A 25,940-nucleotide genomic window follows, 5' to 3' on the forward strand; every position below is an offset into this window, starting at 1 on the left:
AACAGGCGGGAGTGGCGGTCAGGCCAGGCGGGCGGCCTGGACGGCTTCCGCCGTCACCTCGGTCAGGCGGTCGGTGGGGAGGGCGCCCAGTTCGTCTCGGCCGAACCAGCGGGCCTCGCAGGTGGAGCCGCCGACGTCGGCGACGGTGGGCGGGGCCGGCTTGTCGACCACGACCCGGTAGAAGGCGCGCACGCCGTGCCAGTCGATCGGGTAGCCCTCGGGGCCGAGGGAGGCCGCGTCCCGGTGGCTGGCCACCCCGAGCAGCTCGACGAGGCGCCCGGTCTGCCCGGTCTCCTCGACCAGCTCCCGGATCAGGGCGGCGCCGGGCTGCTCCCCGTAGTCGGTGCCGCCGCCGGGCAGGTGCCAGCAGCCCGCGCCCGGGTAGCCGTCGGAGACCCGGGTGAGCAGCACCCGGTCGTCCGGGTCGGTCACCACGGCGTACGCGGCGAAGCGCTGGGCCCGGTGCAGCCCGTCGGGGCCGGGCACGGCGTAGAACGAGGGGAACTCCGGCGCCTCGTCCGGGACGATGTCGGCGGACGAGGCGGGCAGGCCCAGGGCGCGCGCGGTGAACGACCGCAGCGGCAGCTCGCGGGCCTCCGCCGGGGTGAACCAGCGGACCAGGTCGGTGGGCCGGTCGACCCGGTCGGCGAGCGTCCCGCCCCGGACCGAGACCTGGTAGATCAGGCGGTCGGTGTGGATGGTGATGCCCCGCTCCGGCAGCGCCCGCATGTCGGCGAGCACGTCGTGCAGGCCCGCGACGGTGACGGAGAGGCCGGTCTCGGCGGCGGTCTCCCGCACGACGGTGTGGTGCGGGTCCTCACCGTGGTCGACCGCCCCGCCGGGCAGCGACCACGTGCCGGGGGTGCCCGAGCGCTCCGATGCGCGGACCAGCAACACCCGGCCGACTGAATCAGCACAAACTGCGTATGCCGCGATCCTGCGGAGCGGCTCCAGCATGGTGGTCACGGGGGGAAATTCTCCCCGGCCCGGGTTGCCTCCATCGAAAAGAGTCAGATTCCTGACTGAATGCTCGCGCCTCAGGGGCGGGTCAGGGTAGGGATCCGGGCGGTCACCGAGGACGGCCCGGCGACCGGCGCGGACCGTGGAGACATGACCTACACCGCCCCTCCCCAGCCCCCGTACAAGCAGCTCCGTCGCCCCGTCACGGACCGGATGGTCGCCGGAGTGGCCAGCGGCCTCGGCCGGTACTTCGCCGTCGACCCCACCCTGGTCCGGGTGGTCTTCGCGGTCGCCGGCCTGCTCACCGGCGGGCTCGCGCTGCTCGCGTACCCGATCATGTGGTTCCTGATGCCCGAGGAGCCGGCCGACGCGCCCGCCTGGCCGCACGCGGCGCAGGCCCCGCCGCCCACGGTGGCGCAGCCGACCGTGGCGCCGCCGACCTATCCGCCGGCGGCGTGAGGCGGGATCACTCCCACTCGATGGTGCCCGGCGGCTTGCTCGTGACGTCCAGCACCACGCGGTTGACCTCGGCGACCTCGTTGGTGATCCGGGTGGAGATCCGCGCGACCACCTCGTAGGGCAGCCGGGACCAGTCGGCGGTCATGGCGTCCTCGCTGGAGACGGGCCGCAGCACCACGGGGTGCCCGTAGCTGCGGCCGTCGCCCTGCACGCCGACGCTGCGCACGTCGGCCAGGAGCACGACGGGGAACTGCCAGACGCCCCGGTCCAGGCCGGCGGCGGTCAGCTCCTCGCGGGCGATCAGGTCGGCCCGCCGGAGCAGGTCGAGCCGCTCCCGGTCGACCGCGCCGATGATCCGGATGGCCAGGCCCGGGCCCGGGAACGGGTGCCGCCAGACCATCGCCTCGGGCAGGCCGAGCTGGAGCCCGAGCGCCCGGACCTCGTCCTTGAACAGCGTGCGCAGCGGCTCGACCAGCGCGAACTTCAGGTCCTCCGGCAGGCCGCCGACGTTGTGGTGGCTCTTGATGTTGGCGGTGCCGGTGCCGCCGCCGGACTCCACCACGTCCGGATAGAGGGTGCCCTGGACGAGGAACTCGACGTCGCCGTGGGCGGCGACCTCCCGCGCCGCGGCCTCGAAGACCCGGATGAACTCCCGACCGATGATCTTGCGCTTCTGCTCCGGGTCGGTCACCCCGGCCAGGGCGCCGAGGAACCGGTCGGCCGCGTCGACCACCTTGAGCTTGATGCCGGTGGCGGCGACGTAGTCCTTCTCCACCTGCTCGGCCTCGCCGGCGCGCAGCAGGCCGTGATCGACGAAGACGCAGGTGAGCTGGTCGCCGACGGCCTTGTGCACCAGCGCGGCGGCGACGGCCGAGTCGACCCCGCCGCTCAGGCCGCAGATGACCTCCTTGTCGCCGACCTGCTCGCGGATCCGGGCGACCTGCTCGTCGATGATGTTCTCGGGCGTCCAGGTCGGCGCGATGCCGGCGATGTCGTGCAGGAAGCGGCGCAGCATCTCCTGGCCGTGCGCGGTGTGCCCGACCTCCGGGTGGAACTGCACGCCGGCCCGGCGGCCGGCGACGTCCTCGAACGCGGCGACCGGCGCCCCCGCCGACTCGGCCGTCACCGTGAAGCCCTCGGGGGCCTCGGTCACGCAGTCGCCGTGGCTCATCCAGACCGGCAGGTCGGCCGGCAGGTCGCGGAGCAGCACGCCCGGGTCGAGCAGGCGGGGGCGCAGCGGGGTGCCGCCGTACTCACGGTTGCCGGTGCGGGCCACCGTGCCGCCGAGCGCCTGGGCCATCGCCTGGAAGCCGTAGCAGATGCCGAAGACCGGCACGCCGGCCTCGAACATGCCGGCGTCGATCTGCGGGGCGCCCGGCGCGTAGACGCTGGACGGGCCGCCGGAAAGGATGATCGCCGCCGGGTCCTTCGCCAGCATCTCGGCGACCGGCATCGAGTGCGGCACGATCTCGGAATAGACGTTGGCCTCACGCACCCGACGCGCGATGAGCTGGGCGTACTGGGCTCCGAAGTCCACCACGAGGACGGGGCGAGGCGTGCTCATGGCAGCAAATCCTACCGACGACGCCGCCGCGCCCCCCTGCCGGTCCGCCCCACGCCGCCGTCGCGGCGAGGTGACGTCGGCCACCGTACGGGCGGTCCGCCGCACCACCGCCCTCCCGGCGGGAGCCGTTAGACCTGTGTGCGGCTTTTGCTCCGTATACGGTGTTCGTACCGCCTGTCGACGGGGCACGCACGGGACTCGACGGATTCGGGCGGCTGTCCGGCCGTACGCCCGGATCGCAGCAGCGGGCGCGGGGCGCCGGGAGTCGGCCGGGGGTGGGCATGACCGGGTGGTGGCTGTGGATGTACGTCGCCGCCATGGCGGGCGGGGTCGTGCTGTTCAGCCGGTGGCACGCGGACCCGCGGGGCGTTCCGCGCAGCGAGTACCGGGTGGCGATCGCCATCCCGCTCTGGTCCGGCTTCTGGTACCTGGTCCTGGCGCTGGGCGCCGGCACTGCGGAGGTGGCCGGCCACACGCTCTACTGGGCGCGGTACGTCGACTGGGCGGTCTCCTCGCCCCTGTTGCTGGTGGCGCTGATGCTGACCGCGACACACTCGCTGCCCGGACGCTGTTGGGGATTGACGGGCGCCCTCGTCGGGGCGAACCTGACGGTCTTCCTCTGCGGGCTGGCCGCCGAACTCGCGGCGAACGACACGATCCGCTACACCCTCTTCACGATCGGGGTCCTGGCCCTCCTCGGGCTCTACGGCCTGATCTGGGGACCGCTACGCGCCCACGCGCACCGGCAGCCGGAAGGGATCGCGGCGGTGTACACAGAGGCGGCCCTGCTGCTCAGCGTGCTCTGGGTGGGCTACCCCGTGTTCTGGATGATCGGCCCAGCCGGGGTCGGCCTGGTCAGTTCCGCCACCACCAGCCTGCTCTTCGTCCTGCTGTCCATCCTGACGAAGGTGGGCTGGAGCATCCTCGATCTCGGCCGGCTACGCGCCCTGTCCAACCGTGGTCACCTCACCGTCGTCTGACCCGGCCACCGGAGCCGGCCCCGGAGTGCCGGCGGCGGACGGCCGCGCACCCGCCCGGACCCCACGGCCGTCGGAGCGTACGACCGGCGTAGCGGACGGCCCGGATCGGCCGGACCCGCTGCTGCGGCGCGCCGGGACCGCCTCGCTACTCGTGCTCGGCGGGCTGCTGACGATGTCGCCGCTGATCGACGCCGCCGGGCCGGGCGACTCGCCGGCCTTCCTGGTCGCGGGACTGCTCCTCGGGCTGCCGCACGGCGCGGTCGACCATCTCGTGCCCGCCCGGCTGTCGGCGCGCGCCCGGCCGCTGGCGGCGCGCGTGGCGCTGCTGGTGGTCTACGCCGCCGTGGCCGGTGCCGGGCTGGCGGCCTTCCGGGCCGCGCCGGACCTGGCGCTGGTCGGGTTCCTCCTCGTGTCGGTCGTCCACTTCGGCACCGCCGACCTGGCGTTCCACGCCGAGCGGGACCGCCGGCCGGTCCGGCCGGGGGTGACCGCCGTGCTCGCGTACGGGGGGCCGCCGGTGGTCGTCCCGTTGGCGCTGTGGCGGGACCAGGTCGACCCGCTGCTGGCGGCGGTGGCACCCCGGGCACCGGCGCTGCTCACCGCCGAGGTGCGGGCGCTGGCGCTGGCCGCCGTGCTGGGCGCGGTCGCGGTCACCGCGATCCGGTACGCCCGCGCCGGACGCGCCCGCGACGCCGTCGAACCCGTCCTCCTCGCCGGGCTGTTCGGCACCGTGCCGCCGGCCCTGGCCGTGGGGGCGTACTTCGCGGTTTGGCACTCCTGCCGCCACGTGGCCCGGCTGCTGCGGCACGACCCGCGCAACGCGGCCGACCTGGCGGCCGGACGGGTCGGAGCGCCGCTGCGGCGCTTCGCCCGGCAGGCGGCGGCTCCCACGGCAGTGGCCCTCGCCGCGCTGATCGCCCTGGTCGCCTGGCCCGGCCACCGGTCGGACCCGCTGCCCGCCACGTTCGCCGTGCTGGCCGCGCTGACCCTCCCGCACGCGGTGCTGGTCGCCTGGACGGACCGACGCGGGCCGGAGCCCTCAGGCCGGACAGGTTGACCGCCGGGCCTGGTCACCTGCGCAGGGCGCCGGGGGCGTCGGCCGGCACCGCTGGGCGGCGCGGTGGCACCGGCTCCAGCCGGCGGTACGGCTCACCGAGCGGCGGCCTCGGGTCCGCGTCGCCCTTGTTGGGCCAGAAGGACATCGCGCGTTCCGCCTGGGCGGTGATGGTCAGCGACGGGTTCACCCCGAGGTTCGCCGAGACCGCCGCGCCGTCGACCACGTGCAGCCCCGGGTGGCCGAACACCCGGTGCCACGGGTCGATCACGCCGTCGGCCGGGGAGGCGCCGATCACCGCTCCGCCGAGGATGTGGGCGGTCATCGGGATGTCGAACGGCTCGGTCAGGGCGCCGCCGGGCGTACCGCCGATCTCCTCGGCCAGCAGGCGGGCCGCCTGGTTGCCGGCCGGGATCCAGGTCGGATTGGGCGCGCCGTGACCCGGCCCGGAGACCAGCCGCCGGCCGAACGGGCCGCGCCGCAGCCGGGTGGTCAGCGAGTTGTCCACCGACTGCATGACCAGGGCGATCACCGTCCGCTCCGACCAGCCGCGCACCGACAGCAGCCGGGCCGCCGTGCCGGGCTGGCGCAGCAGGACTCCCAGCCAACGGCGGACCCGGCGCGGCCCGCCGTCGACCAGCAGCGACTGGAGCAGGCCCATCGCGTTCGAGCCGCGGCCGTAGCGGACCGGCTCGACGTGGGTCTGCGGGTCGGGGTGGAACGAGCTGGTGATGGCCACCCCCTCGGTGAAGTCGAGCCCCTGGGCACGGGCCTGCCGGCGGGGCACCGAGGCGCCGAGGATCGCCTCCGAGTTGGTCCGGGTCAGCTCGCCGAGGCGGGGCGAGAGCGCGGGCAGGGCACCCTCCGCCTTCATCGCGTGCAGCAGCCGCTGGGTGCCGAGCGCGCCGGCCGCGAAGACCACCTGGTCGGCGTGGATCACCTGCCGTCGCGCGCGCAGCCAGGCCCCCGTGCGCACCGTGTGCACCGCGTAGCCGCCGTCGCCGGCCGGGCGGACGGCCGTGACCGTCGTCAGCGGGTGCACCCGCGCGCCGAGTCGCTCGGCCAGCCAGAGGTAGTTCTTGACCAGCGTGTTCTTCGCGCCCTGCCGGCAGCCGGTCATGCACGCGCCGCAGTGCGTGCAGCCGGTGCGCTCCGGCCCGGCCCCGCCGAAGTAGGGGTCGGTGGCCCGCTGGCCGGGACGGCCGATGAACACGCCGACCGGGGTGGCGTGGTGGGTGTGCCCCACCCCCATCCGGTCGGCCACCGCCCGCATCGCCCGGTCCGCGCGGGTGACGAGCGGGTACGTGGTGGCGCCGAGCATCCGCTTCGCCTGGTCGTAGTGGCCGGCCAGCTCGTCGCGCCAGTCGGTGACGTCCCGCCACTGCGGGTCGGTGTAGAAGGCGTCCAGCGGCTCGTAGAGGGTGTTGGCGTAGACCAGTGAGCCGCCGCCGACCCCGGCGCCGGAGAGCACCAGCACGCCGCCGCCGGCCTTCCGGTCGGCCGGGCGCAGCAGGGTGAGCCGCTGGAGGCCGTAGCAGCCGAGGCGGGGCGCCCACAGGAAGCGCCGCAGCCGCCAGGAGGTCTGCGGGAACTCGTCGTCGGCGAAGCGACGCCCGGCCTCCAGCACCCCGACCGAGTAGCCCTTCTCGGCCAGCCGGAGCGCGGTGACGCTGCCGCCGAAGCCGGACCCGATGACGAGCACGTCGTACCGCATGACCGCATCATTACCGCTCGGTAGCCATCGCGCCAGCGCCCGATTTCGCGGGATCATGCTCCGGTCCACGATCCCGGAGGCGCCCGCCCACAACCCGGCGCCCCCGTCGAGGCGTTGTCATCACCGGGGGTGTCGCATGACTCAGCGGACAGGGGCACCACGCCCACGATGGGTGCTGGGGCTGGCCGCCCTGGCGGCGGTGGTCCTGGTGGCCGTGGGCGCCCTCGTCGTCACCCGGCTCGTCCGCGACGACGGGCCGCGGCGCGCGATCGGGCCGACGGGCGCCACCGGGACGCCGCAGGCGAGCCCCACCCCGAGCCCGAGCCCGACCGCGACGCCGGGCGCCGGCATCACCGGCCCGCTCAACCTCCTGCTCGTCGGGGTGGACACCCGGGTCAGCGTGCCGGGCTGGGAGCCGCACGGCGACGCCGTACTGGTGCTGCACGTGCCGAAGGGACTCGACCGGGCGTACCTCTTCGCCCTCCCCCGCGACCTGCTGGTCGACATCCCGGCCTTCCCGAAGGCCGGCTACCGCGGCGGCAGGACCAAGCTCACCCACGCGATGAGCTACGGCAGCCGGGTGCCCGGCAAGCCGAAGCAGCCGAGCACCGCCCAGGGGTACGAGCTGCTGCGCAGCACGGTCAGCGGCTACACGGGGCTGCGCTTCGACGCCGGCGCGGTGCTCACCTTCAACGGCTTCGACCGGCTCGTGGACAGCCTCGGCGGGGTGGACCTCTACGTCGACCAGCGGGTGGTCTCGCTGCACCGCCGCCCCGACGGCCGGCACCGGGAGCCCGCGCCCGGCGGTGGCGGCTACACCGGGCCACAGATGGTCTACGAGAAGGGCGAGCGGCACCTCACCGGCTGGCAGGCGCTGGACTACGCCCGGCAGCGCTACACCACCGGCGGCGGCTACGCCCGGCAGCGCCACCAGCAGCAGCTGATCAAGGCGCTGGCCACGAAGATCCTCGGCGAGGACCTGGCCCGGCAGCCGGAGCGCGTCCAGCAGGTGGTCGACGCGCTCGGCGACACCCTGGTCTACGCCGGCGGGCCGCGCGTCGTGGACGTCGCGTACGCCCTCGGCGGGCTCACGCCGGAGAGGTTCGTGCTGGTCGACCTGCCCGGCGCGGGCGTCGGCAGGGGCAGCGCCTACCGGGGCGAGGAGCTCACGCAGACCGGACGGAAGTTCCTCACCGAGCTGCGCGCCGGCCGGGCCGACGCCTACCTCGCCGCCAACCCGAAGCTGCGCGTCACGCGCTGAGCGCCGTCACATCCGCTCGGGACGGTCCGGCCGCTGCTTGCCGTACAGCCACGCCTCGAAGAGGTCGTCGAGCTGCTTGCCCGAGACCCGCTCGGCCAGCGCGACGAACTCGGCCGTGGTCGCGTTCGCGTCGCGCTTCTGCGCCGCCCAGGTCTTCAGGATCTCGAAGAACGCCTTGTCGCCGACGGCCACCCGCAGCGCGTGCACGGTCATCCCGCCGCGCTGGTAGACCGACTCGCTGAACAGGTTCGGCACCCCCGGCTCGCCCGGCGGCGTCCGCCACACCTGGCCCGAGGAGCCCGCGTACCGGTCGTCGAACTCCTGCTGGGCGGTGCGCCCGCCGTCGTGCTCGGCCCACAGCCACTCGGCGTACGTGGCCAGGCCCTCGTTGAGCCAGATGTCCTGCCACCTCGCCAGCGACACGCTGTTGCCGAACCACTGGTGCGCCATCTCGTGGGCGACCACGGCCGTGTTCTCGCCGCGGGAGAAGAAGCTCGCGGAGTAGACCGGGCGGCTCTGCGTCTCCAGGGCGTACCGGATCCGGGCGTCGGAGATCACGACGCCGCCGTACGCCCCGAACGGGTACGGCCCGAAGACGCTCTCCAGGTAGTCGGTCACCTTGACCGTGTCGGCGATCGACCGGTCCGCCGCGCCCGAGGGCAGGTCGGTGGTGACCGCGTGGAACACCGGCCGTCCCTTGTGCTCGCCCTCGGTGATCCGGAAATTCCCGATGACCACGGTGCTCAGGTAGCTCGCCATCGGGCTGCGCTCGGCCCACTTCCAGGTGGTCCAGTCGCCGGTCGTGCTCTTTCCCGCCGGCACACCGTTGCTGACCGCCGTCAGCCCCTTCGGCACGGTGATCTCGAAGTCGTAGGTGGCCTTGTCCGAGGGATGGTCGTTGACGGGGAACCACGTGCTCGCCGACTCGGGCTGGCCGAGCGCGATCGCCCCCTCGTCGGTGTGCAGGAAGCCGCCGCTGCCGAGGACCTCGTTGCGCAGCGGCTCCGGCTTACCGTCGTACGCGATCTCGACGACGAAGCCGTTGCCCGCGATCAGGCCACGGGCCGGAGTCACCACCAGCTCGTCGCCCTTGCGGCCGTGCTTCGCCGGGGCACCGTCCACCGTCACGGACCGCACGGTCAGCCCGGCCAGGTCCAGGTTGAACGCGGACAGGTCACCGGTCGCCGCGGCCTGCACGGTGGTGTTTCCGGTCAGCCGGTCCTCCGCCGGGTCGTAGCGCACCTTGACCGTGTAGCGGCTGACGTCGTACCCGCCGTTGCCGTAGGTCGGGAAGTAGGCGTCGCCGGCGCCGGCCGCGCCGAGGAGGAACTGGCGCGGCGCGGCCGGCGCGGCGGAGCTCGGGGCCGGAACCGGTTCCTCGGCCGACCCGCAGCCGGCCAGCCCCAGCATCCCGGCCAGTAGCAGGCCGGTGCCCGCGCACAGCGTCCGCCGCGACAGCGTCATCGCCTCTTCTCCTCCCTGCGTCGCCGGCTGCCCCACCGGCGAGCGTGGTGGACCCGCGCCGGCCGGTGCCGCCGGCCCCGCCGCACGGGGCGGGCGGGCAGGCGGTGCCGCGCCGGGTCCGGCCGCAGCCTACCGAGCGCCGACGGGCAGCCGCGTCAGGGCAGGGCGGGGGCGCTCCCGCCGACGAGCCAGGCGTCGAAGAACGGGCGCAGGGGCTTGCCGGCGACCCGCTCGGCCAGGGCGATCAGGTCGTCGGTGGTGGCGTTGCCGTCGCGCCGCTCGGCCGTCCAGGTCCGCAGGACGCGGAAGAACGTCTCGTCGCCGACCGTGCGGCGCAGCGCGTGCACGGCGAGCGCTCCGCGCTTGTAGACGGCCGCACCGAACAACCGGGAGCGTCCGGGGTCGACGGACGGCCGGGACCAGTCGGTCGCCGCGTACTCCAGCTCGAAGTTGCGCTGCGCGGTGCGACCGCCGTCGTGCTCCTCCCACAGCCACTCCGCGTAGCTGGCGAAGCCCTCGTTGAGCCAGATGTCGCTCCACCGGCTCAGCGCCACGCTGTTGCCGAACCACTGGTGGGCCAGCTCGTGCGCGACCACCCCCGGGTTGGGCCGACCGCCACGGAAGAAGCCCGGCCCGTAGACCGGCCGGGACTGGGTCTCCAGCGCGTAGCCGATCCGGGCGTCGGTGACCACCACCCCGCCGTAGGAGTCGAACGGGTACGGCCCGAAGCGGCTGGCCAGGAAGTCGGCGATCTCGCCGGTGCGGGCCAGCGAGGCGGCCTCCGGCCCGTTTTCCGGCAGGCTCGCCGGCACCGCCGTGACCATCGGCCTGCCGGCGTGCGTGCCACTGCGTACCCGGTAGTCGCCGATCACCAGGGTCGTGAGGTAGCTGGCCATCGGCGACCGCTCGGCCCAGCGCCAGGTGGTCCAGCCGCCGGCGCTCGTCCGCTCCCCCGGCACCCCGTTGCTCAGCGCGGCCAGCCCGTCCGGGACGGTCACCTCGACGTCGTACGTGGCCTTGTCGGACGGGTGGTCGTTGACCGGGAACCAGGTGGCCGCCGACCAGGGCTGGCCGAGGGCGATCGCGCCGTCGTCGGTGTGCAGGAAGCCGCCGCTGCCGAGCTGCCCGTCGGCCCTGGCCGCCGGCACGCCGGAGTAGTCGACCTCGACGACGAACCGGGCGCCCCTGGCAAGGCCGTCGCGCGGGGTGACCACCAGCTCGTCGCCGTCGCGGGCGGACCCGGCCGTCCGGCCGTCGACGGCCACCCGCGACACGTCCAGCCCGGCGAGGTCCAGGTTGAACCGGGACAGCCCGGTGGTCGCGGTGGCCGTCAGCGCGGCCCGCCCGGCGAGCCGGTCGGTCGCCGGGTCGTAGCGCACGGCGAGCCGGTAGCCCGCGACGTCGTAGCCGCCGTTGCCGGCCCCCGGGACGTACGGGTCGCCGAGGTCGGCCGCCCCGGGCCGGAAGCCACCCCGCTCGTCGCCGCTCGTGCAGGCCGTGAAAACCAGGGCCGCGACGAGGGCGACGGCGAGCGCGGGGCGGATCCGACGGCGGGTACGACGCACCGGCCGAGCCTATCGGCGCGGCCGGTGCGGGTGGTGCTGCTTGCGCAGGTCAGCGGTCGAGGACCAGGCCGACCTTCTGGAACTCCTTCAGGTCGCGGTAGCCGCACTTGGCCATCGCGCGGCGCAGGCCACCGAAGAGGTTGAGCTGGCCGTCCGGCTCGTCGGCCGGGCCGAAGAGCAGCTGCTCCATCGAGCCGAGCGGGTCGCCGGCGGTCTCGAACGCGCCCCGGGGCAGCGACGGGTGGCTGGCGGCGGAGTGCCACCAGGCGCCACCGGCCGGCGCCTCGGCGCAGAGCGACAGCGGCTCGCCGAGCATCACCGCGTCGGCGCCGCAGCCGAGCGCCTTGGCGATGTCGCCCGAGGTCTCGATGTCGCCGTCGGCGATCAGGTGCACGTACCGGCCGCCGGTCTCGTCGAGGTAGTCCCGCCGGGCCGCCGCCGCGTCGGCGATCGCGGTCGCCATCGGCACCCGGATGCCCAGCACCGACTCGGTGGTGGACCACTCGTCGCCGCCGATGCCGACGATGACGCCGGCCGCCCCCGTACGCATCAGGTGCAGCGCGGTCTTGTAGTCGGTGCAGCCGCCGACGACGACCGGGAGGTCCAGGTCGGCGATGAACTCCTTGAGGTTGAGCGGCTCGTCGGTGGTCGAGACGTGCTCGGCGGAGACGATGGTGCCCTGGATGACGAGGATGTCGACGCCGGCGTCGAGGATCACCGGGGCCAGCGCCAGGGTGTGCTGCGGGGAGACCCGCACCGCCACCGTGCCGCCGCCGGCGCGCAGCTCGCGGACCCGCTCGGCGATCAGGTCGGGGCGGATCGGCTCCGCGTAGACCTCCTGGAGCCGCTTGGTGGCGCGGGCGTCCTCGTCGAGCCCGGACAGCTCCTCCAGGACCTTGGTCGGGTTCTCGTAGCGGGTCCACAGGCCCTCGACGTTGAGCACGCCGAGGCCGCCGAGCTGGCCGAGCCGGACGGCGGAAGCCGGGCTCATCGTCGCGTCCGACGGGTGCCCGACGCAGGGGATGCCGAACTGGTACGCGTCGAGCTGCCAGGCGGTGGAGACGTCGTCGACGTCCCGGGTCCGGCGGCTCGGCACGATGGCGATGTCGTCCAGGTGGTAACCGCGCTGCGCGGTCTTGCCCAGCCCGATCTCGACCACGTCACGCATGGGGGACTCCAGTTGTCGCAGGGGGGATGGTCAGCGGGAGTGGTAGTTGGGCGCCTCGACCGTCATCTGGATGTCGTGCGGGTGGCTCTCCTTGAGCCCCGCCGCCGTGATCCGGATGAGCTGCCCGCGGCGGTGCAGCTCGGGGATGCTCTCCGCGCCGACGTACCCCATCGCCGCGCGCAGCCCACCGGTGAGCTGGTGGGCGACCGCGGACAGCGGGCCCCGGTAGGGCACCTGGCCCTCCACGCCCTCGGGGACCAGCTTGTCCTCGGCGAGCACGTCCTGCTGGAAGTAGCGGTCCTTGGAGTAGGACTTGCCCTGGCCCCGGGACTGCATCGCGCCGAGCGAGCCCATGCCCCGGTAGGCCTTGTACTGCTTGCCGTTGATGAAGATCAGCTCGCCGGGGCTCTCCTCGCAGCCGGCCAGCAGGCTGCCGAGCATCACCGTGTCGGCGCCCGCGACGAGCGCCTTGGCGATGTCGCCAGAGTATTGAATGCCGCCGTCGCCGATGACCGGGACGCCGGCCGGCCGCGCGGCCCGCGCGGCCTCCATGATCGCGGTGATCTGCGGTACGCCCACCCCGGCGACGATCCGGGTGGTGCAGATCGCGCCCGGCCCGACGCCGACCTTCACACCGTCGGCGCCCGCCTCGACCAGCGCCCGGGCGCCGGCGTAGGTGGCGACGTTGCCGCCGACGATGTCGATGGTGACGTCCTTCTTGAGCTGGGCGACCATCTCCAGCACGGCCCGCTGGTGGCCGTGCGCGGTGTCCACGATCAGCACGTCGACGCCCGCGTCCACCAGCGCCCGCGCCCGCTTGTAGGCGTCGTCGCCCACCCCGACGGCGGCGGCGACCCGCAGCCGGCCGGCGTCGTCCTTGGTGGCGTTCGGGTACTGCTCGCTCTTGGTGAAGTCCTTGACCGTGATCAGGCCGCGCAGCCGGCCCGAGTCGTCGACGATCGGCAGCTTCTCGACCTTGTGCTGGCGCAGCAGGTCGAGCGCGTCCTCCTTGCGCACCCCGACCGGGGCGGTGACCAGCGGGGTGCGGGTCATGATCTGGTGGACCGGGGTGGCCGGGTCGGAGACGAAGCGCATGTCGCGGTTGGTGACGATGCCGACGAGCTGGCCCTCGCCGTCCACGACGGGCACGCCGGAGATGCGGTAGCGCCCGCAGAGGGCGTCGACGTCGCGCAGGGTGTCGTCGGGGCTGGCGGTCACCGGGTTGGTGATCATGCCGGACTCGGAGCGCTTCACCAGGTCGACCTGGAGCGCCTGGTCCTCCAGGGAGAGGTTGCGGTGCAGCACGCCGATGCCGCCCTGGCGGGCCATGGCGATCGCCATCCGGGCCTCGGTCACCGTGTCCATCGCGCTGGAGAGCAGCGGGATGCTCAGGCTGATGTTGCGGGTCAGCTTCGTCACCGTGTTGACCCGGCTGGGCACGACGTCCGACTCGCCCGGCTGGAGCAGCACGTCGTCGAAGGTCAACCCGAGCGGAACCACCCGGGCGGAGCCGGCGGGCAGCTCCGGCAGGTGGCCGCCCAGCTCGCCGCTGTCGGCGCCGGCCGGTAGATCGGTGCTGGGCGAAAATTCCACGATTGCTCCCCTGAGCTGCTCGGACGGGCTTCAGCGAGGTGGCGCGGGCGGGCACCGGCACACGCCGGGTGACGGGCGCGTCGTCCCATCGTACCCACCGGCACGGGCCGTCCCCGGGCGGTGGCAGCCCAGGTCACCGGTGGCGGGGGCGGACGCGGCCCTGGCGTTGGGTCTACGGTGAGGGGGTGCACGACGAGCCCATCGACCCCTTCAACGGCGACCCGGCTGATCCGGCCGCCGGCCTGCACGATCCGGGCGACGACGCCCCGCTCGACCCGCTGACCGACGTCGAGCGTCAGGACGTGCTGGAGGATCTCGCCGACCTGGAGATCTACCAGGCGCTGCTGGCGCCGATCGGGGTGCGCGGGCTGGTCATCGAGTGCGAGGACTGCCGGGAGCCGCACTACTTCGACTGGGACCTGCTGCGGGGCAACCTGCGCCACCTGCTCAGCTCGGGGCGTCCCCGGGTGCACGAGCCGGCCTACGACCCGGACCCGGACCACTACGTCACCTGGGACTACGCCCGTGGCTACGCCGACGGGGTGCACGACACGCTGACCGAGGGCACCGACGAGGAGCCCGACGCCGAACGCTGAGGCGGGCGGGACCGCACCGGCGGGACCCGGGCCACCCGCCCCGGCTCCGCGCGTCGGGGCCCTCCGGCCGGCCGTACCGCGCGCCGAGGCGTGCCGGCCCCGCTCCGCGCGCCGGCGGCCGTACGGCCGGGGTGCGGTTCAGGCCACCAGGCCGGCGCGGAAGCCGGCCGCCACCGCGTGCGCGCGGTCCCGCGCGCCGAGCTTGCGGAACAGCCGCCGGGCGTGGGTCTTCACGGTGTCCTCGGAGACGAACAGCTCCCGGCCGATCTCGGCGTTGCTCTTGCCCTCCGCCATGCCCAGCAGCACCTGGAGTTCGCGTTCGGTGAGCCCGACCTGGGACCGGCCGCCGCGCGGTCCGGGCCCGGACCGCCGCCCGGGGGGCGTGGCCTCGGCCGGCTCGTCGGCGGGCTCGGCCGGGTCGTCGCCGCGCTGCGCCGGCACCACCGTCGGGGTGCCGCCCGGGCCGTCGGGGCCCGTCGTCTGCCAGCCGGACCCCGGTTCGGCCGGCGACCGGCCGGCCGGGCCGGTACGGGCGGGACCGCCGACCGCAGCGGTGTCCCGGGCCGGGTCGGTGGCTGGGCGTCGGGCCGCCCGGCCGGGCGAGGAGAGCAGCAGCAGGGCCTTGGCCACCGCGCTGGTCAGGTCCTGGTCGACGCCCTGGATGAGGCCCCGGGCACCCGCGCTGATGGTGGCCGCGGCGGCCTCCGACTCCTCCGTGCCGAGCAGCAGCACGGAGGCCTGCGGCGCGCGGGCGAGCACCCGCCGGACGAAGCCCGCGCTGTCCGGCCGGGTGAGGGCCGTGTCCGCGAGCACCACGTCGGCCGGGCGCTCGGCCAGCCGCAACATCACCTCGGGATCGGAGACAGCCGTCCGCACCACGGCGGACAGCCCGAGCCGTGCCGCCGCGGACGCCAGATGCTGCGCCGCGAGCGGTGTCCGAACGCACACGAGAACCGTACGCACAGTGGTCTCCTCTCCGTCCAAGAGCAGACCATGACCGGGTCGGGTCGCGAGGGGGTTCGGGCAATCCTCCGAACTTTTCCGACAAGTGGGGCATATGCCGCTAGTTGCCGGAAGTTTTCGATCACAGGTGTGTGAGCCGGCGACGGCCCGGGTACGGAGGTCCCAGGCCGGAAACGGCGCGCCTGCGCGGACCGTCGCCCGGACGCCGATTCACCAGGATCTGCGCGGTGCCGCGCGGGAGGAGGGGTGCTGATGTCGAACGTACGCAGACTGCCCGGACCCATCGTCGACCTCTGGGACTGGCAGCGGCTCGGTGCCTGCCGGGGCCGGGACAGCGCGCAGTTCTTCCACCCGGACGGCGAGCGTGGCTCGTCCCGCCTGCGCCGGGAGTCCGGCGCGAAGGCCGTCTGCCGCGCCTGCCCCGTGCGGGCCGAGTGCGCCGCCCACGCCCTCGCCGTGCGCGAGCCGTACGGCGTCTGGGGCGGCTTCAGCGAGTCGGAGCGGCTGCGGCTGCTCGCCGTCGGCTGGGAGGACCTGGCCGACCGCCGCCAGAGCCGGGTCGACGTGGCCCGACTGGAGGCCCGCCTGGGCCAGCCGCACCGGTCGACCGTCCCCGCCCAGCGCAAGATCGCCTGAGCCGGCAACCTCCTCGAGAGACCACACCGACGCCGCGTCCCCGCCCGGGGACGCGGCGTTCCCGCCCGGGTTCGCGACGCACCGGCCAGCCGACGGTCGCGCCCCCGGCCCGCCGAAAGGCGTCGGGGCGCACCGTCACACGGACGGTGCGCCCCGACTGGGCGTACGGCGAGGGTCAGAAGCCCGGGCCGTGCTGGTGGCCGTGGCCGTGGCTGTGGCCGTGCCCACCGGCGGCGGCCGGCTCGGCCTTCTCCGGCTTCTCCACCACGAGGCTCTCCGTGGTGAGCAGCAGGCCGGCGATCGACGCCGCGTTGGTGACCGCGTTACGGGTCACCTTCACCGGGTCGACGATGCCGGACTTCGCCAGGTCGACGTACTCGCCGGTGGCGGCGTCGAGGCCGTGGCCCCACTCCTTGCCGGCCACCTTGTTCACGACGACGTAGCCGTCGTGGCCGGCGTTCTGGGCGATCCAGCGCAGCGGCTCGACCAGCGCCTTGCGCACGATCGAGACGCCGACCTTCTCGTCACCGGTGAAGCCGAGGTCGTCGTCGAGCGCCGGCAGGATCTGCACCAGGGCGGCGCCGCCGCCGGGGACGGTGCCCTCCTCGACCGCGGCCTTGGTCGCGGCGATCGCGTCCTCGATGCGGTGCTTGCGCTCCTTCATCTCGACCTCGGTCGCGGCACCGACCTTGATGACCGCGATGCCGCCGGACAGCTTGGCCAGCCGCTCGGCGAGCTTCTCCCGGTCCCAGTCGGAGTCCGAGGCCTCGATCTCCTTGCGGATCTGCGCGACCCGGTCGGCGACCTCGCTCGACTTGCCGCCGCCGTCGACGACCGTGGTGTTCTCCTTGTCGACCACGACGCGCCGGGCGGTGCCGAGCACCTCCAGGCCCACCTGGTCGAGCTTGTAGCCCAGCTCGGGCGCGACCAGCTCGGCGCCGGTGAGGATCGCCATGTCCTGGAGCATCGCCTTGCGCCGGTCACCGAAGCCGGGGGCCTTGACCGCGCAGACCTTGAGGGTCTTGCGGATCGAGTTGACCACCAGCGTCGACAGCGCCTGGCCGTCGACGTCCTCGGCGATGATCAGCAGCGGCTTGCTGTTCTGGAGGACCTTCTCCAGCAGCGGCAGCAGCTCCTCGATCGCCGAGATCTTCTGGGTCGTGATCAGGATGTACGGGTCCTCCAGGACCGACTCCTGCGACTCCATGTCGGTGACGAAGTTCGGCGAGATGAAGCCCTTGTCGAACTGGAGACCCTCGGTCACGTCCAGCTCGGTGTGCAGGGCGGAGCCCTCCTCGACGGTGATGACACCGTCGCGGCCGACCCTCTCCATCGCCTCGGCGATCAGCTCGCCGATCGTGGCGTCCTGCGCGGAGATCGTCGCGACGTGCGCGATCGACTTCTTGTCGGCGACCTCGACGGCGCGGCCGAGCAGCGCCTCGGAGACCTTGGTGGCCGCCGCGTCGATGCCCCGCTTGAGGCCGGCCGGGTTGGCGCCGGCCGTGACGTTGCGCAGGCCCTCACGGACCATGGCCTGGGCCAGCACGGTGGCGGTGGTGGTCCCGTCGCCGGCGACGTCGTTGGTCTTGGTCGCCACCTCCTTGACCAGCTGCGCACCGAGGTTCTCGTAGGGGTTGGTGAGCTCGATCTCCTTGGCGATGGTCACGCCGTCGTTGGTGATCGTGGGCACACCGAACTTCTTGTCCAGGACGACGTTGCGCCCGCGCGGGCCGAGGGTGACCTTGACCGCGTCCGCGAGGGCGTTGACACCGTGCTCGAGCAGGTGCCGGGCGTCGTCCGAGAAGCTCAGGATCTTCGCCATGAATGTCCCTTCGAAGCGTCGTCGCCCCGGCCCGGCGAGCCGGACCGGGGCGACGACACTGATCGGTTGCTTACTTCTCGATGACCGCGAGGACGTCGCGGGCGGAGAGCACCAGGTACTCCTCGCCGGCGTACTTGACCTCGGTGCCGCCGTACTTCGAGTAGATGACGGTGTCGCCGACGGAGACGTCAACCGGGATCCGGTTGCCCTTGTCGTCGATCCGGCCCGGGCCGACAGCGAGGACGGTGCCCTCCTGCGGCTTCTCCTTGGCGGTGTCGGGGATCACGATGCCCGACGCCGTGGTGGTCTCAGCCTCGTTCGCCTGGACCAGGATCCGGTCCTCGAGCGGCTTGATCGCAACCTTGGTCGCGGTAGTCACGGGCATACCCTCCTGGGGTACTGGTTTCGTTACCGGTCGGCGAGCCGACCGGCGTCAATCTGCCACATGCCACCGGGCGGGGCCGTCGTCGCGGGTGCCGGTCCGCCTGGCGTTCAGCGCCCGGGCCACGAGGCCCGGAAGCTGGCACCCTCGGGGTGAGAGTGCTAATCGCAGGTTATTCCTCGGCTAGCACTCCGTCAAGGAGAGTGCCAACCCGCCGGCCGGCGCGTCGGGTCCGCCGACCACAATGACCGGGTGGATCTCGACCAACTCGCCGCCCTGCGTACGCCCGAGGGGTCGGCCGCACTCGCCGCCGCCGCGCGGGTGGCCGGCGGCGATCCGCTGGCCGCGGCGGCCGCGCTCCGCTCGACAGGGCTGCCGGCCGGCCTGGCGTCGGCCGCCCTCACCCAGGCCGAGCTGCGCCGCCGGGCGGTCGGCAAGTTCGGGCCGGCGGCGGCCGGGATGCTCCTCACCCGGGCCGGGTTGGAGCAGGCCACGCGGGGCGTCGTCGCGGCACGGCGGGCCGAGCGGCTGCGGGCCGCCGGGGTGCGCGTCCTCGCCGACCTCGGCTGCGGCCTCGGCGCGGACGCGCTCGCCGCCGCCCGCGCCGGCATCCGGGTGTACGGCGTGGAGGCCGACCCGCTGACCGCCGCGATGGCCGCCGCGAACGCCGAGGCGGCCGGGCTGGCCGAGCTGTTCACGGTGGAGTGCGGCGACGCCACGGCGTTCGACGTGGACCGGGTCGACGGGGTGTTCTGCGACCCGGCGCGCCGGAAGGCGGGCACCGGGCGGCGGATCTTCGACCCGAACGCCTACTCGCCGCCCTGGGACTTCGTCGTCGGGCTGGCCGAGCGGGTGCCGCACACCGTCGTGAAGGTGGCGCCCGGCATCGACCACGCGCTGGTCCCGGCGGGCGCCGAGGCGGAGTGGGTGAGCGTCGACGGCGACCTGGTCGAGGCGGCCCTGTGGTGCGGCGAACTGGCGCGGGTCCCCCGCCGCGCCACCCTGCTGCGCGGTAAGGAAGGGCCCCCTGTCAACGCTTCCGGCAGCGGAAGGGTCCCCTGCCATCAGGTGACGGGCTCCGGGGACGCCGAGGCAGCGGTCGGCCCGGCGCGCCGCTTCCTGTACGACCCCGACCCGGCGGTGGTCCGCGCCCACCTGGTCGCGGAACTGGCCGAGACGCTGGGCGCGACGCTGGCGGACCCGAGCATCGCCTACCTCTACGCGGACGCGCCGACGCCGACGCCGTTCGCCCGCTGCCTGGAGGTCACCGACGTGCTGCCGTTCTCGCTCAAGCGGCTGCGGGCGCTGCTGCGGGAGCGCCGGGTCGGGCGGGTGGAGATCCTCAAGCGCGGGTCCGCCCTGGAGCCGGAGAAGCTCCGCCGGGACCTGCGGCTGACCGGGGACGAGGCGGCCAGCCTGGTGCTGACCCGGGTCGCCGGGGCGCCGACGGTGCTGGTCTGCCGGCCGGTCGGGTAGCGCGCGGGGGCGTCCGGCGGCGGGCCCGTACCCGCGCCGGCAGCGTCCGGCCTTTTCGACTCGCGGGTCGTACGGGGTCGGGTTAGCTTGACCGTCATGGCGGGACAGGGCACTCCGGCGACCGCGCTGCTGACGAAGCGGAAGATCGCCCACAGCACCCATCCGTACGACGTCTCCCCGGACGCGCCCCACTACGGCGCGCTGGTCGCGGCGGCCCTGGGGGTGCCGCCGGAGCGGGTCTTCAAGTCGCTGGTCGCCGAGGTCGACGGCGCGCTGACGGTGGCGGTCGTGCCGGTCACCGGCGAGCTGGACCTCAAGGCGCTCGCCGCGGCGGTCGGCGGCAAGCGGGCCACCATGGCCGACCGGGCGGTCGCCGAACGGGCCACCGGCTACGTGCGCGGCGGGATCAGCCCGCTCGGCCAGCGCCGGCGGCTGCCCACGGTGCTCGACTCGTCGGTGCTCGACCATCCCGCCGTCTACGTCTCGGCGGGCCGGCGCGGGCTCCAGCTCCAGCTCGCCCCGCAGGACCTCGTCGCCCTCACCGGGGCGGTCATGGCCCCGCTGTCGGCCCGCTGAGCTGCGCCGCTCCCGGCGGCGACGAGAGAGCGCTCCCCCGTGGACGACGGCCGGGTGTCAGGGACGTTGCTGAATTGTTACTGCCGACAACAAACTCGCCACCTCGGTGCTCTTGTGCCCACGGCGCGAACCGGAATACGTTGCCGGACACAACAAACCAACATCATCCCCCACCCCCGAAAGGACCCTGCTGATGCGCAAGGGCTTCCTCACCTTCGCCGCCGTGGGCCTGCTGGCCGCCGGCGGCCTGACCGCTTGCGGCGACGACTCCGGTTCCGATGCCGGCGGCTCCACCGAGAAGAAGCCGAAGATCGGCGTGATCCTGCCGGACAGCAAATCCTCCGCCCGCTGGGAGGGCGCGGACCGCAAGTTCCTGGAGGAGGCGTTCAAGGCCGCCGGCGTCGACTACGACATCCAGAACGCCCAGGGCGACAAGACGGCGTTCCAGACCATCGCCGACCAGATGATCACCAAGGGCGTCACCGCCCTGATGATCGTCAACCTGGACTCCGGCACCGGCAAGGCCGTGCTCGACAAGGCCAAGTCCCAGGGCGTGGCGACCATCGACTACGACCGGCTCACGCTGGGCGGCTCGGCCACCTACTACGTCAGCTTCGACAACGAGGTCGTCGGCAAGCTCCAGGGCGAGGGCCTGAGCAAGTGCCTGACCGACAAGGGCGCCAAGAACCCGGTCGTGGCCTATCTCAACGGCTCCCCCACCGACAACAACGCCACCCTGTTCAAGAACGGGTACGACTCGGTGCTCAAGCCGAAGTTCGACTCGAAGGAGTACACCAAGGGCCCGGACCAGAACGTGCCGGAGTGGGACAACGCCCAGGCGGCCACCATCTTCGAGCAGATGCTCACCCAGCAGCGCGGCAAGATCGACGGCGTACTCGCCGCCAACGACGGCCTCGGCAACGCGGCCATCTCGGTGCTGAAGAAGAACAAGCTCAACGGCAAGGTCCCGGTGACCGGCCAGGACGCCACCCCGCAGGGCCTGCAGAACATCCTCTCCGGCGACCAGTGCATGACCGTCTACAAGGCGATCAGGGAGGAGGCGAAGGCCGCCTCGGACCTGGCCATCGCGGTCGCCAAGGGTGAGAAGAAGGAGACCGGCCAGACGGTCAAGGACCCGGAGGGCGGCCGGGACGTCCCGTCGGTCCTGCTGACCCCGAAGCTGATCTTCAAGGAGAACGTCAAGGACGTCATCGCCGACGGCTTCGTCACCAAGGACGAGGTCTGCGCCGGGGCGTACGCCAAGCTCTGCGCCGACGCCGGCATCAGCTGACCCGTACCCGATTCCCCGCGCACGCCGCCCGGCACGGACCCTGTGCCGGGCGGCGGTTCGCGCCGGACGGGATCCGAGACCTCCCCTCCACCTGAAGGAGACCCCCCGTGTCCGCAACCCCCCTGCTGGAACTACACGGGATCGACAAGAGCTTCGGTCCCGTCCAGGTCCTGCGCGACGTCGCCTTCTCCGCCCACGCGGGCGAGGTGACAGCGCTGGTAGGCGACAACGGCGCCGGCAAGTCGACCCTCGTCAAGTGCATCAGCGGCATCTACCCCACCGACGCCGGCGAGTTCCGCTTCGACGGCCGGCCGGTGACCATCAACAGCCCCCGCGACGCCGCCGCCCTCGGCATCGAGGTCGTCTACCAGGACCTTGCGCTCTGCGACAACCTCGACATCGTGCAGAACATGTTCCTCGGCCGGGAGAAGCGCAGCGGCATCGTGCTCGACGAGCCGACCATGGAGCAGATGGCCGCCGACACCCTCGCCGGGCTCAGCGTGCGGACCGTGAAGTCGCTGCGGCAGCACGTCTCCAGCCTCTCCGGCGGCCAGCGGCAGACCGTGGCGATCGCCAAGGCCGTGCTCTGGAACAGCCGGCTCGTCATACTCGACGAGCCCACCGCCGCGCTCGGCGTCGCGCAGACCGCCCAGGTGCTCGAACTGGTCCGCCGGCTCGCCGACAACGGCCTGGCCGTGGTGCTCATCTCGCACAACATGAACGACGTCTTCGCCGTCTCCGACCGGGTCGCCGCGCTCTACCTCGGCCAGATGGTCGCGCAGGTGAAGACCACCGACATCACCCACTCGCAGGTGGTCGAGCTGATCACCGCCGGCCGCTCCGGCGGGCTCGGGCTCGCCACCGAGCCGGCCAACGGCGGCAACGGGCGCGGCGCGGAGCCGGCCGACAGCAACCCAGGAGGCGTCCGATGACCACCACCGTCGTGCACAAGGACGGCCCGGCAGCCGTCACACCGCCGCCCACGTTCGGCAGCCACCTCCGCAACTACGTGGGCCGGGTCCGCGGCGGCGACATCGGTGCGCTGCCCGCCGTACTCGGCCTGGTCGTGCTCTGCACGGTCTTCTCGATCATGCAGCCGACGTTCCTCAGCGCCGGCAACTTCGCCAACCTGTTCACGCAGGGCGCCGCGGTCACGCTGATCGCGATGGGGCTGGTCTTCGTCCTGCTGCTCGGCGAGATCGACCTCTCCGCCGGCTTCGCCAGCGGTGTCTGCGCCGCCATCCTCGCCAACGTGGTCACCGTGCTCGGCTACCCGTGGTACGTGGCCGTGCTCGCCGCGATCGTCACCGGCGCGGTGATCGGCACCATCCTCGGCTTCCTGGTCGCGAAGATCGGCATCCCGTCCTTCGTGGTGACCCTCGCCGGGTTCCTCGCCTTCCAGGGCATCGTGCTGATGCTGATGGAGGAGGGCGCCAACATCTCCGTCCGCGACGACGTGCTGGTGGCCATCGCCAACCGCAACCTCCCGCCCGTCCTGGGCTGGCTGCTGGCCGCGGTGGCGGTCGCCGGCTACGCGGCCGTGCAACTGCTCCGCCACCGTACGCGGGCCGCCCGGGGCCTGGTGACCGATCCGATCGCGGTGGTCCTCGCCCGGATCGGCGGGCTGGCTCTCATCCTCGGCCTCGCGGTCTTCATCCTCAACCTGGAGCGCAGCCGCAACGTCGTGATCAGCTCGCTCAAGGGCGTGCCGATCGTGGTGCCGATCATCGCGGCGCTGCTGGTCTTCTGGACCTTCGTGCTCCAGCGCACCAGCTACGGCCGGCACGTCTACGCTGTGGGCGGCAACAGGGAGGCGGCACGCCGGGCCGGCATCAACGTGGACCGCATCCGCATCTCGGTCTTCGTCATCTGCTCCTCGATGGCGGCCGTCGGCGGTATCGTCGCCGCCAGCCGGGCCAACTCGGTGGACCCCAACACGGGGGGCAGTGACGTACTGCTCTACGCGGTCGGCGCGGCGGTCATCGGTGGGACCAGCCTCTTCGGCGGCAAGGGTCGGGTGTTCGACGCCGTCCTCGGTGGCGCTGTCGTCGCGGTCATCGACAACGGGATGGGTCTGATGGAATACAGCTCGGGGGTGAAGTACGTGGTCACCGGCGTGGTGCTGCTGCTCGCCGCGAGCGTGGACGCGTTCTCCCGCCGGCGTTCCACCGCCACCGGCAACCGCTGACCGCGCGGCACCGGAAGTGACGACGGCGATGCGCGCAGGACCGAGCCAGGACGAGATCCGCCGGCAGAACCTGGGCGCGTTGCTGCGCTACGTGCACGTGCACGGGGCCACCACCCGCGCCGAACTCACCACCGCGCTGGGGCTCAACCGCAGCACCATCGGCGCGCTGACCGCCGACCTGGCCGGCGCCGGACTGGTCAGCGAGGGGACGCCGAAGGAGACCGGCCGGGCCGGACGACCGTCGCTGGTCGTCCGGCCCGAGTCGGACCGGGTGCACGCGTACGCGTACAGCATCGAGGTGGACCGGCTGCGCGCCGCGCGGATCGGTCTCGGCGGCGCGGTGCTCGACCGCCGGGAGCTGGACCGTCCCCGGGGTCTGACCGCCGCGGAGGCCGCCCCGCTGCTGGCCGGGGCGGTCAAGGACATGCAGCAGAGCTCGCCGGCGGACGCCGTCTGCGTCGGTGCGGGCGTCGCGGTCTGCGGCATGGTCCGCCGCGACGACGGGCTGGTCCGGCTGGGCCCGACCACCGGATGGGTGGACGAGCCGATCGGCGCGGCGCTCGGCGCCGAGCTGGGCTGCGACGTGCCGGTCACGGTCGGCAACGTGGCCGACGTGGCGGCCTTCGCCGAGCACGCCCGGGGCGCGGCGGCCGGCTGCGACAACGTCATCTACCTGTACGGGGACGTGGGCGTCGGCGCCGGCATCATCGCCGGTGGGCGCCGGCTGACCGGGCACGGCGGCTACGGCGGCGAGGTCGGCCACATGGTGGTCGTCCGCGACGGCGCGCCCTGCGAGTGCGGCTCCCGGGGCTGCTGGGAGACCGAGATCGGCGAGCACGCGCTGCTGCGCGCGGCCGGCCACTCCGACGCGCGGGGCCGCGACGCGCTGCTGGCCGTCTTCGACGCCGCCGACCGGGGCGACCTGCGGGCGCAGACGGCGGTACGCCAGGCCGGCGACTGGCTCGGCTTCGGGGTGGCCAACCTGGTGAACATCTTCAACCCGGAGATGGTCATCTTCGGCGGCGGTATGCGGGACCTCTACCTCGCGGCGGCGGCCCAGGTCCGCAGCCGGCTCAACTCGATGGCCCTGCCCGCCTGCCTGGAGCACGTCCGGCTGCGCACCCCGAAGCTCGGGGACGACGCGGCGCTGATCGGCGCCGCCGAGCTGGCCTTCGAACGCCTGCTGGCGGACCCCCTCGACGTCGGCTGACCGGCCCCGCCCTTTGCCGTGCCGCGGTCGTGCCGTGCCGCGGTCGTGCCGTGCCGTGCCGTGCCGTGCCGTGCCGTGCCGACGGATGGTGGACAGGTGCCGGAGCGGGCGGGTCCGGTGAACCGATCGGTCGGTCCGTCCGTACCAGTGCGCGGACGGGCGAAGGCGGAGGCGTCGCCCGGCCCGGACTCGTTTCGGACCGGACCGAGGAGACACCACGGACATGACACCGCTCAGATCCGCCCGTCGCCGACAGGGACACCGCAGCAGTCGCCTGGCCGCGCTGCTGGTCACGATCGCCGCCGGGCTCGGGGTGCTGCCCGGCGTGGCCGTCGCCGCGCCGGGCGGTCAACAGCTCAACGCGGCCGACGCGGCCCTGCTCAACGGGGTACGCCTGGCTGGGCTCTGGGAGATGCCGGCCGGGCAACTGGCCGCCGACAAGGGGCAGAGCGCGAAGGTACGCGAGATCGGCGCCGGCATCGCCACCGAGCACGAGGAACTGGACCGGCTCACGGTCGAGGCGGCCAACAAGCTCGGGGCGAGCATCCCGAGCGACCCGACGGCCGAGCAGAAGGGCTGGCTGACGGAGATGCAGAACGCCTCCGGTGCCCGCTTCGACCAGATCTTCGTCACCCGGCTCCGGGTCGCTCACGGCAAGATCTTCCCGGTCATCGGGGCGGTCCGCGCCAGCACCCGCGACCCGGTGATCCGCAAGCTCGCCGACGACGCCAACCGGTTCGTCCTGCACCACATGCAGATGCTGGAGAGCACCGGGCTGGTGCGCTGGCCGGAACTGCCGCCGGCCGCCCTGCCCGCCCCCGGCGACGACGGCCTGCTCGCCGCCGCCTCCGCCAATTCCGGCCCGCCCATCGGGGTCAGCAGCACGGTGGTCTGGCTGGTCTTCCTCGCCGCGCTCGGCACGGGAGGCGTCGCCACGTACCGCATCCTGCGCCGCACCTGACCACGGCGGTCCTCCCGACGGCCACGGACCGGGAGGCCGCCGGACCGCAGGGGAACC

23 protein-coding genes are annotated in these 25,940 nt (G+C 73.6%); 13 read left to right on the top strand and 10 right to left on the bottom strand.

Annotation, left to right across the window (positions count from 1 at the left end):
• Positions 1 to 18 precede the first annotated feature (18 nt).
• On the bottom strand, positions 19 to 966 hold the full coding sequence (locus AC0OO9_RS10365) for an NUDIX domain-containing protein (RefSeq protein WP_357579178.1): 948 nt from the start codon (positions 964 to 966) through the stop codon (positions 19 to 21).
• 144 nt (positions 967 to 1,110) lie between these two features.
• Between AC0OO9_RS10365 and AC0OO9_RS10370 the strand changes: the two genes are divergently transcribed.
• Positions 1,111 to 1,419: a PspC domain-containing protein gene (locus tag AC0OO9_RS10370; RefSeq protein ID WP_484517097.1), complete on the top strand. Its 309-nt coding sequence runs from the start codon at positions 1,111 to 1,113 to the stop codon at positions 1,417 to 1,419.
• 7 nt (positions 1,420 to 1,426) lie between these two features.
• Here AC0OO9_RS10370 and guaA read toward each other — a convergent pair whose 3' ends face one another.
• Positions 1,427 to 2,983 carry a glutamine-hydrolyzing GMP synthase gene (guaA, locus tag AC0OO9_RS10375; protein ID WP_484517098.1) on the bottom strand — a complete coding sequence of 519 codons (1,557 nt, stop codon included), beginning with the start codon at positions 2,981 to 2,983 and terminating at the stop codon, positions 1,427 to 1,429.
• A gap of 281 nt (positions 2,984 to 3,264) precedes the next feature.
• Here guaA and AC0OO9_RS10380 point away from each other — a divergent pair, with 281 nt between their 5' ends.
• Both AC0OO9_RS10380 and AC0OO9_RS10385 read left to right on the top strand, forming a co-directional pair.
• A complete protein-coding gene (locus AC0OO9_RS10380; protein WP_484517099.1) occupies positions 3,265 to 3,963 on the top strand; it encodes a bacteriorhodopsin in 699 nt (232 codons plus the stop codon).
• Positions 3,964 to 4,114: 151 nt separating this feature from the next.
• Positions 4,115 to 5,020, top strand: a complete 906-nt coding sequence (locus AC0OO9_RS10385) for a Brp/Blh family beta-carotene 15,15'-dioxygenase (protein WP_484517100.1) — start codon at positions 4,115 to 4,117, stop codon at positions 5,018 to 5,020.
• A 13-nt stretch (positions 5,021 to 5,033) separates the two neighbouring features.
• Here the strand turns inward: AC0OO9_RS10385 and AC0OO9_RS10390 are convergent, their stop codons facing one another.
• Positions 5,034 to 6,731, bottom strand: coding sequence for an FAD-dependent oxidoreductase (locus AC0OO9_RS10390; protein ID WP_484517101.1), 1,698 nt, complete (start codon positions 6,729 to 6,731; stop codon positions 5,034 to 5,036).
• 136 nt (positions 6,732 to 6,867) lie between these two features.
• Between AC0OO9_RS10390 and AC0OO9_RS10395 the strand changes: the two genes are divergently transcribed.
• Positions 6,868 to 7,992, top strand: a complete 1,125-nt coding sequence (locus AC0OO9_RS10395) for an LCP family protein (RefSeq protein WP_484517102.1) — start codon at positions 6,868 to 6,870, stop codon at positions 7,990 to 7,992.
• Positions 7,993 to 7,998: 6 nt separating this feature from the next.
• On the opposite strand, the gene AC0OO9_RS10400 is transcribed toward AC0OO9_RS10395, so the two are convergent.
• The 4 genes from AC0OO9_RS10400 to guaB form a co-directional block, all read right to left on the bottom strand.
• A complete protein-coding gene (locus AC0OO9_RS10400; protein WP_484517103.1) occupies positions 7,999 to 9,456 on the bottom strand; it encodes a M1 family metallopeptidase in 1,458 nt (485 codons plus the stop codon).
• Positions 9,457 to 9,611: 155 nt separating this feature from the next.
• Entirely contained in the window at positions 9,612 to 11,021 is a 1,410-nt protein-coding gene (locus AC0OO9_RS10405) for a M1 family metallopeptidase (protein ID WP_484517104.1), read from the bottom strand.
• A 49-nt stretch (positions 11,022 to 11,070) separates the two neighbouring features.
• Positions 11,071 to 12,189 (bottom strand): GuaB3 family IMP dehydrogenase-related protein, encoded by a 1,119-nt coding sequence (locus AC0OO9_RS10410; RefSeq protein WP_357579187.1) that lies wholly within the window; start codon positions 12,187 to 12,189, stop codon positions 11,071 to 11,073.
• Positions 12,190 to 12,219: 30 nt separating this feature from the next.
• A complete protein-coding gene (guaB, locus tag AC0OO9_RS10415) occupies positions 12,220 to 13,782 on the bottom strand; it encodes an IMP dehydrogenase (RefSeq protein ID WP_311410773.1) in 1,563 nt (520 codons plus the stop codon).
• A gap of 185 nt (positions 13,783 to 13,967) precedes the next feature.
• On the opposite strand from guaB, the gene AC0OO9_RS10420 reads away from it, so the two are divergent.
• The gene (locus tag AC0OO9_RS10420) at positions 13,968 to 14,378 is read left to right on the top strand and encodes a DUF5319 domain-containing protein (protein WP_089003204.1); all 411 of its coding nucleotides are present in this window, start codon (positions 13,968 to 13,970) and stop codon (positions 14,376 to 14,378) included.
• Positions 14,379 to 14,516: 138 nt separating this feature from the next.
• Here the strand turns inward: AC0OO9_RS10420 and AC0OO9_RS10425 are convergent, their stop codons facing one another.
• Positions 14,517 to 15,341 carry a helix-turn-helix transcriptional regulator gene (locus AC0OO9_RS10425; RefSeq protein WP_484517105.1) on the bottom strand — a complete coding sequence of 275 codons (825 nt, stop codon included), beginning with the start codon at positions 15,339 to 15,341 and terminating at the stop codon, positions 14,517 to 14,519.
• A 252-nt stretch (positions 15,342 to 15,593) separates the two neighbouring features.
• On the opposite strand from AC0OO9_RS10425, the gene AC0OO9_RS10430 reads away from it, so the two are divergent.
• Positions 15,594 to 15,977: a WhiB family transcriptional regulator gene (locus AC0OO9_RS10430; RefSeq protein ID WP_089003203.1), complete on the top strand. Its 384-nt coding sequence runs from the start codon at positions 15,594 to 15,596 to the stop codon at positions 15,975 to 15,977.
• 175 nt (positions 15,978 to 16,152) lie between these two features.
• Here the strand turns inward: AC0OO9_RS10430 and groL are convergent, their stop codons facing one another.
• Together groL and groES are read right to left on the bottom strand one after the other, a co-directional pair.
• Positions 16,153 to 17,799, bottom strand: coding sequence for a chaperonin GroEL (gene groL / locus AC0OO9_RS10435; protein WP_132230959.1), 1,647 nt, complete (start codon positions 17,797 to 17,799; stop codon positions 16,153 to 16,155).
• Positions 17,800 to 17,869: 70 nt separating this feature from the next.
• A complete protein-coding gene (gene groES / locus AC0OO9_RS10440; RefSeq protein WP_121399825.1) occupies positions 17,870 to 18,184 on the bottom strand; it encodes a co-chaperone GroES in 315 nt (104 codons plus the stop codon).
• A gap of 249 nt (positions 18,185 to 18,433) precedes the next feature.
• Between groES and AC0OO9_RS10445 the strand changes: the two genes are divergently transcribed.
• The 7 genes from AC0OO9_RS10445 (at position 18,434) to AC0OO9_RS10475 (ending at position 25,883) form a co-directional block, all read left to right on the top strand.
• Positions 18,434 to 19,657, top strand: a complete 1,224-nt coding sequence (locus AC0OO9_RS10445) for a THUMP-like domain-containing protein (RefSeq protein WP_484517106.1) — start codon at positions 18,434 to 18,436, stop codon at positions 19,655 to 19,657.
• A 96-nt stretch (positions 19,658 to 19,753) separates the two neighbouring features.
• A complete protein-coding gene (gene ybaK, locus AC0OO9_RS10450; RefSeq protein WP_484517107.1) occupies positions 19,754 to 20,233 on the top strand; it encodes a Cys-tRNA(Pro) deacylase in 480 nt (159 codons plus the stop codon).
• A gap of 193 nt (positions 20,234 to 20,426) precedes the next feature.
• Positions 20,427 to 21,524 carry an ABC transporter substrate-binding protein gene (locus tag AC0OO9_RS10455; protein WP_132230956.1) on the top strand — a complete coding sequence of 366 codons (1,098 nt, stop codon included), beginning with the start codon at positions 20,427 to 20,429 and terminating at the stop codon, positions 21,522 to 21,524.
• Positions 21,525 to 21,631: 107 nt separating this feature from the next.
• Complete coding sequence (locus AC0OO9_RS10460) at positions 21,632 to 22,456, top strand: ATP-binding cassette domain-containing protein (protein WP_132230955.1); 825 nt, start codon at positions 21,632 to 21,634, stop codon at positions 22,454 to 22,456.
• On the top strand, positions 22,453 to 23,712 hold the full coding sequence (locus AC0OO9_RS10465; RefSeq protein ID WP_484517108.1) for a sugar ABC transporter permease: 1,260 nt from the start codon (positions 22,453 to 22,455) through the stop codon (positions 23,710 to 23,712). Before AC0OO9_RS10460 ends, AC0OO9_RS10465 begins: the two co-directional genes overlap by 4 nt.
• A 28-nt stretch (positions 23,713 to 23,740) precedes the next feature.
• Positions 23,741 to 24,922, top strand: coding sequence for an ROK family protein (locus AC0OO9_RS10470; protein ID WP_484517109.1), 1,182 nt, complete (start codon positions 23,741 to 23,743; stop codon positions 24,920 to 24,922).
• Between the two features lie 223 nt (positions 24,923 to 25,145).
• Positions 25,146 to 25,883 carry a DUF4142 domain-containing protein gene (locus AC0OO9_RS10475; RefSeq protein ID WP_132230952.1) on the top strand — a complete coding sequence of 246 codons (738 nt, stop codon included), beginning with the start codon at positions 25,146 to 25,148 and terminating at the stop codon, positions 25,881 to 25,883.
• Positions 25,884 to 25,940 lie beyond the last annotated feature (57 nt).

The sequence above is a fragment of the Micromonospora sp. USAFONa4 genome, from assembly GCF_057197825.1.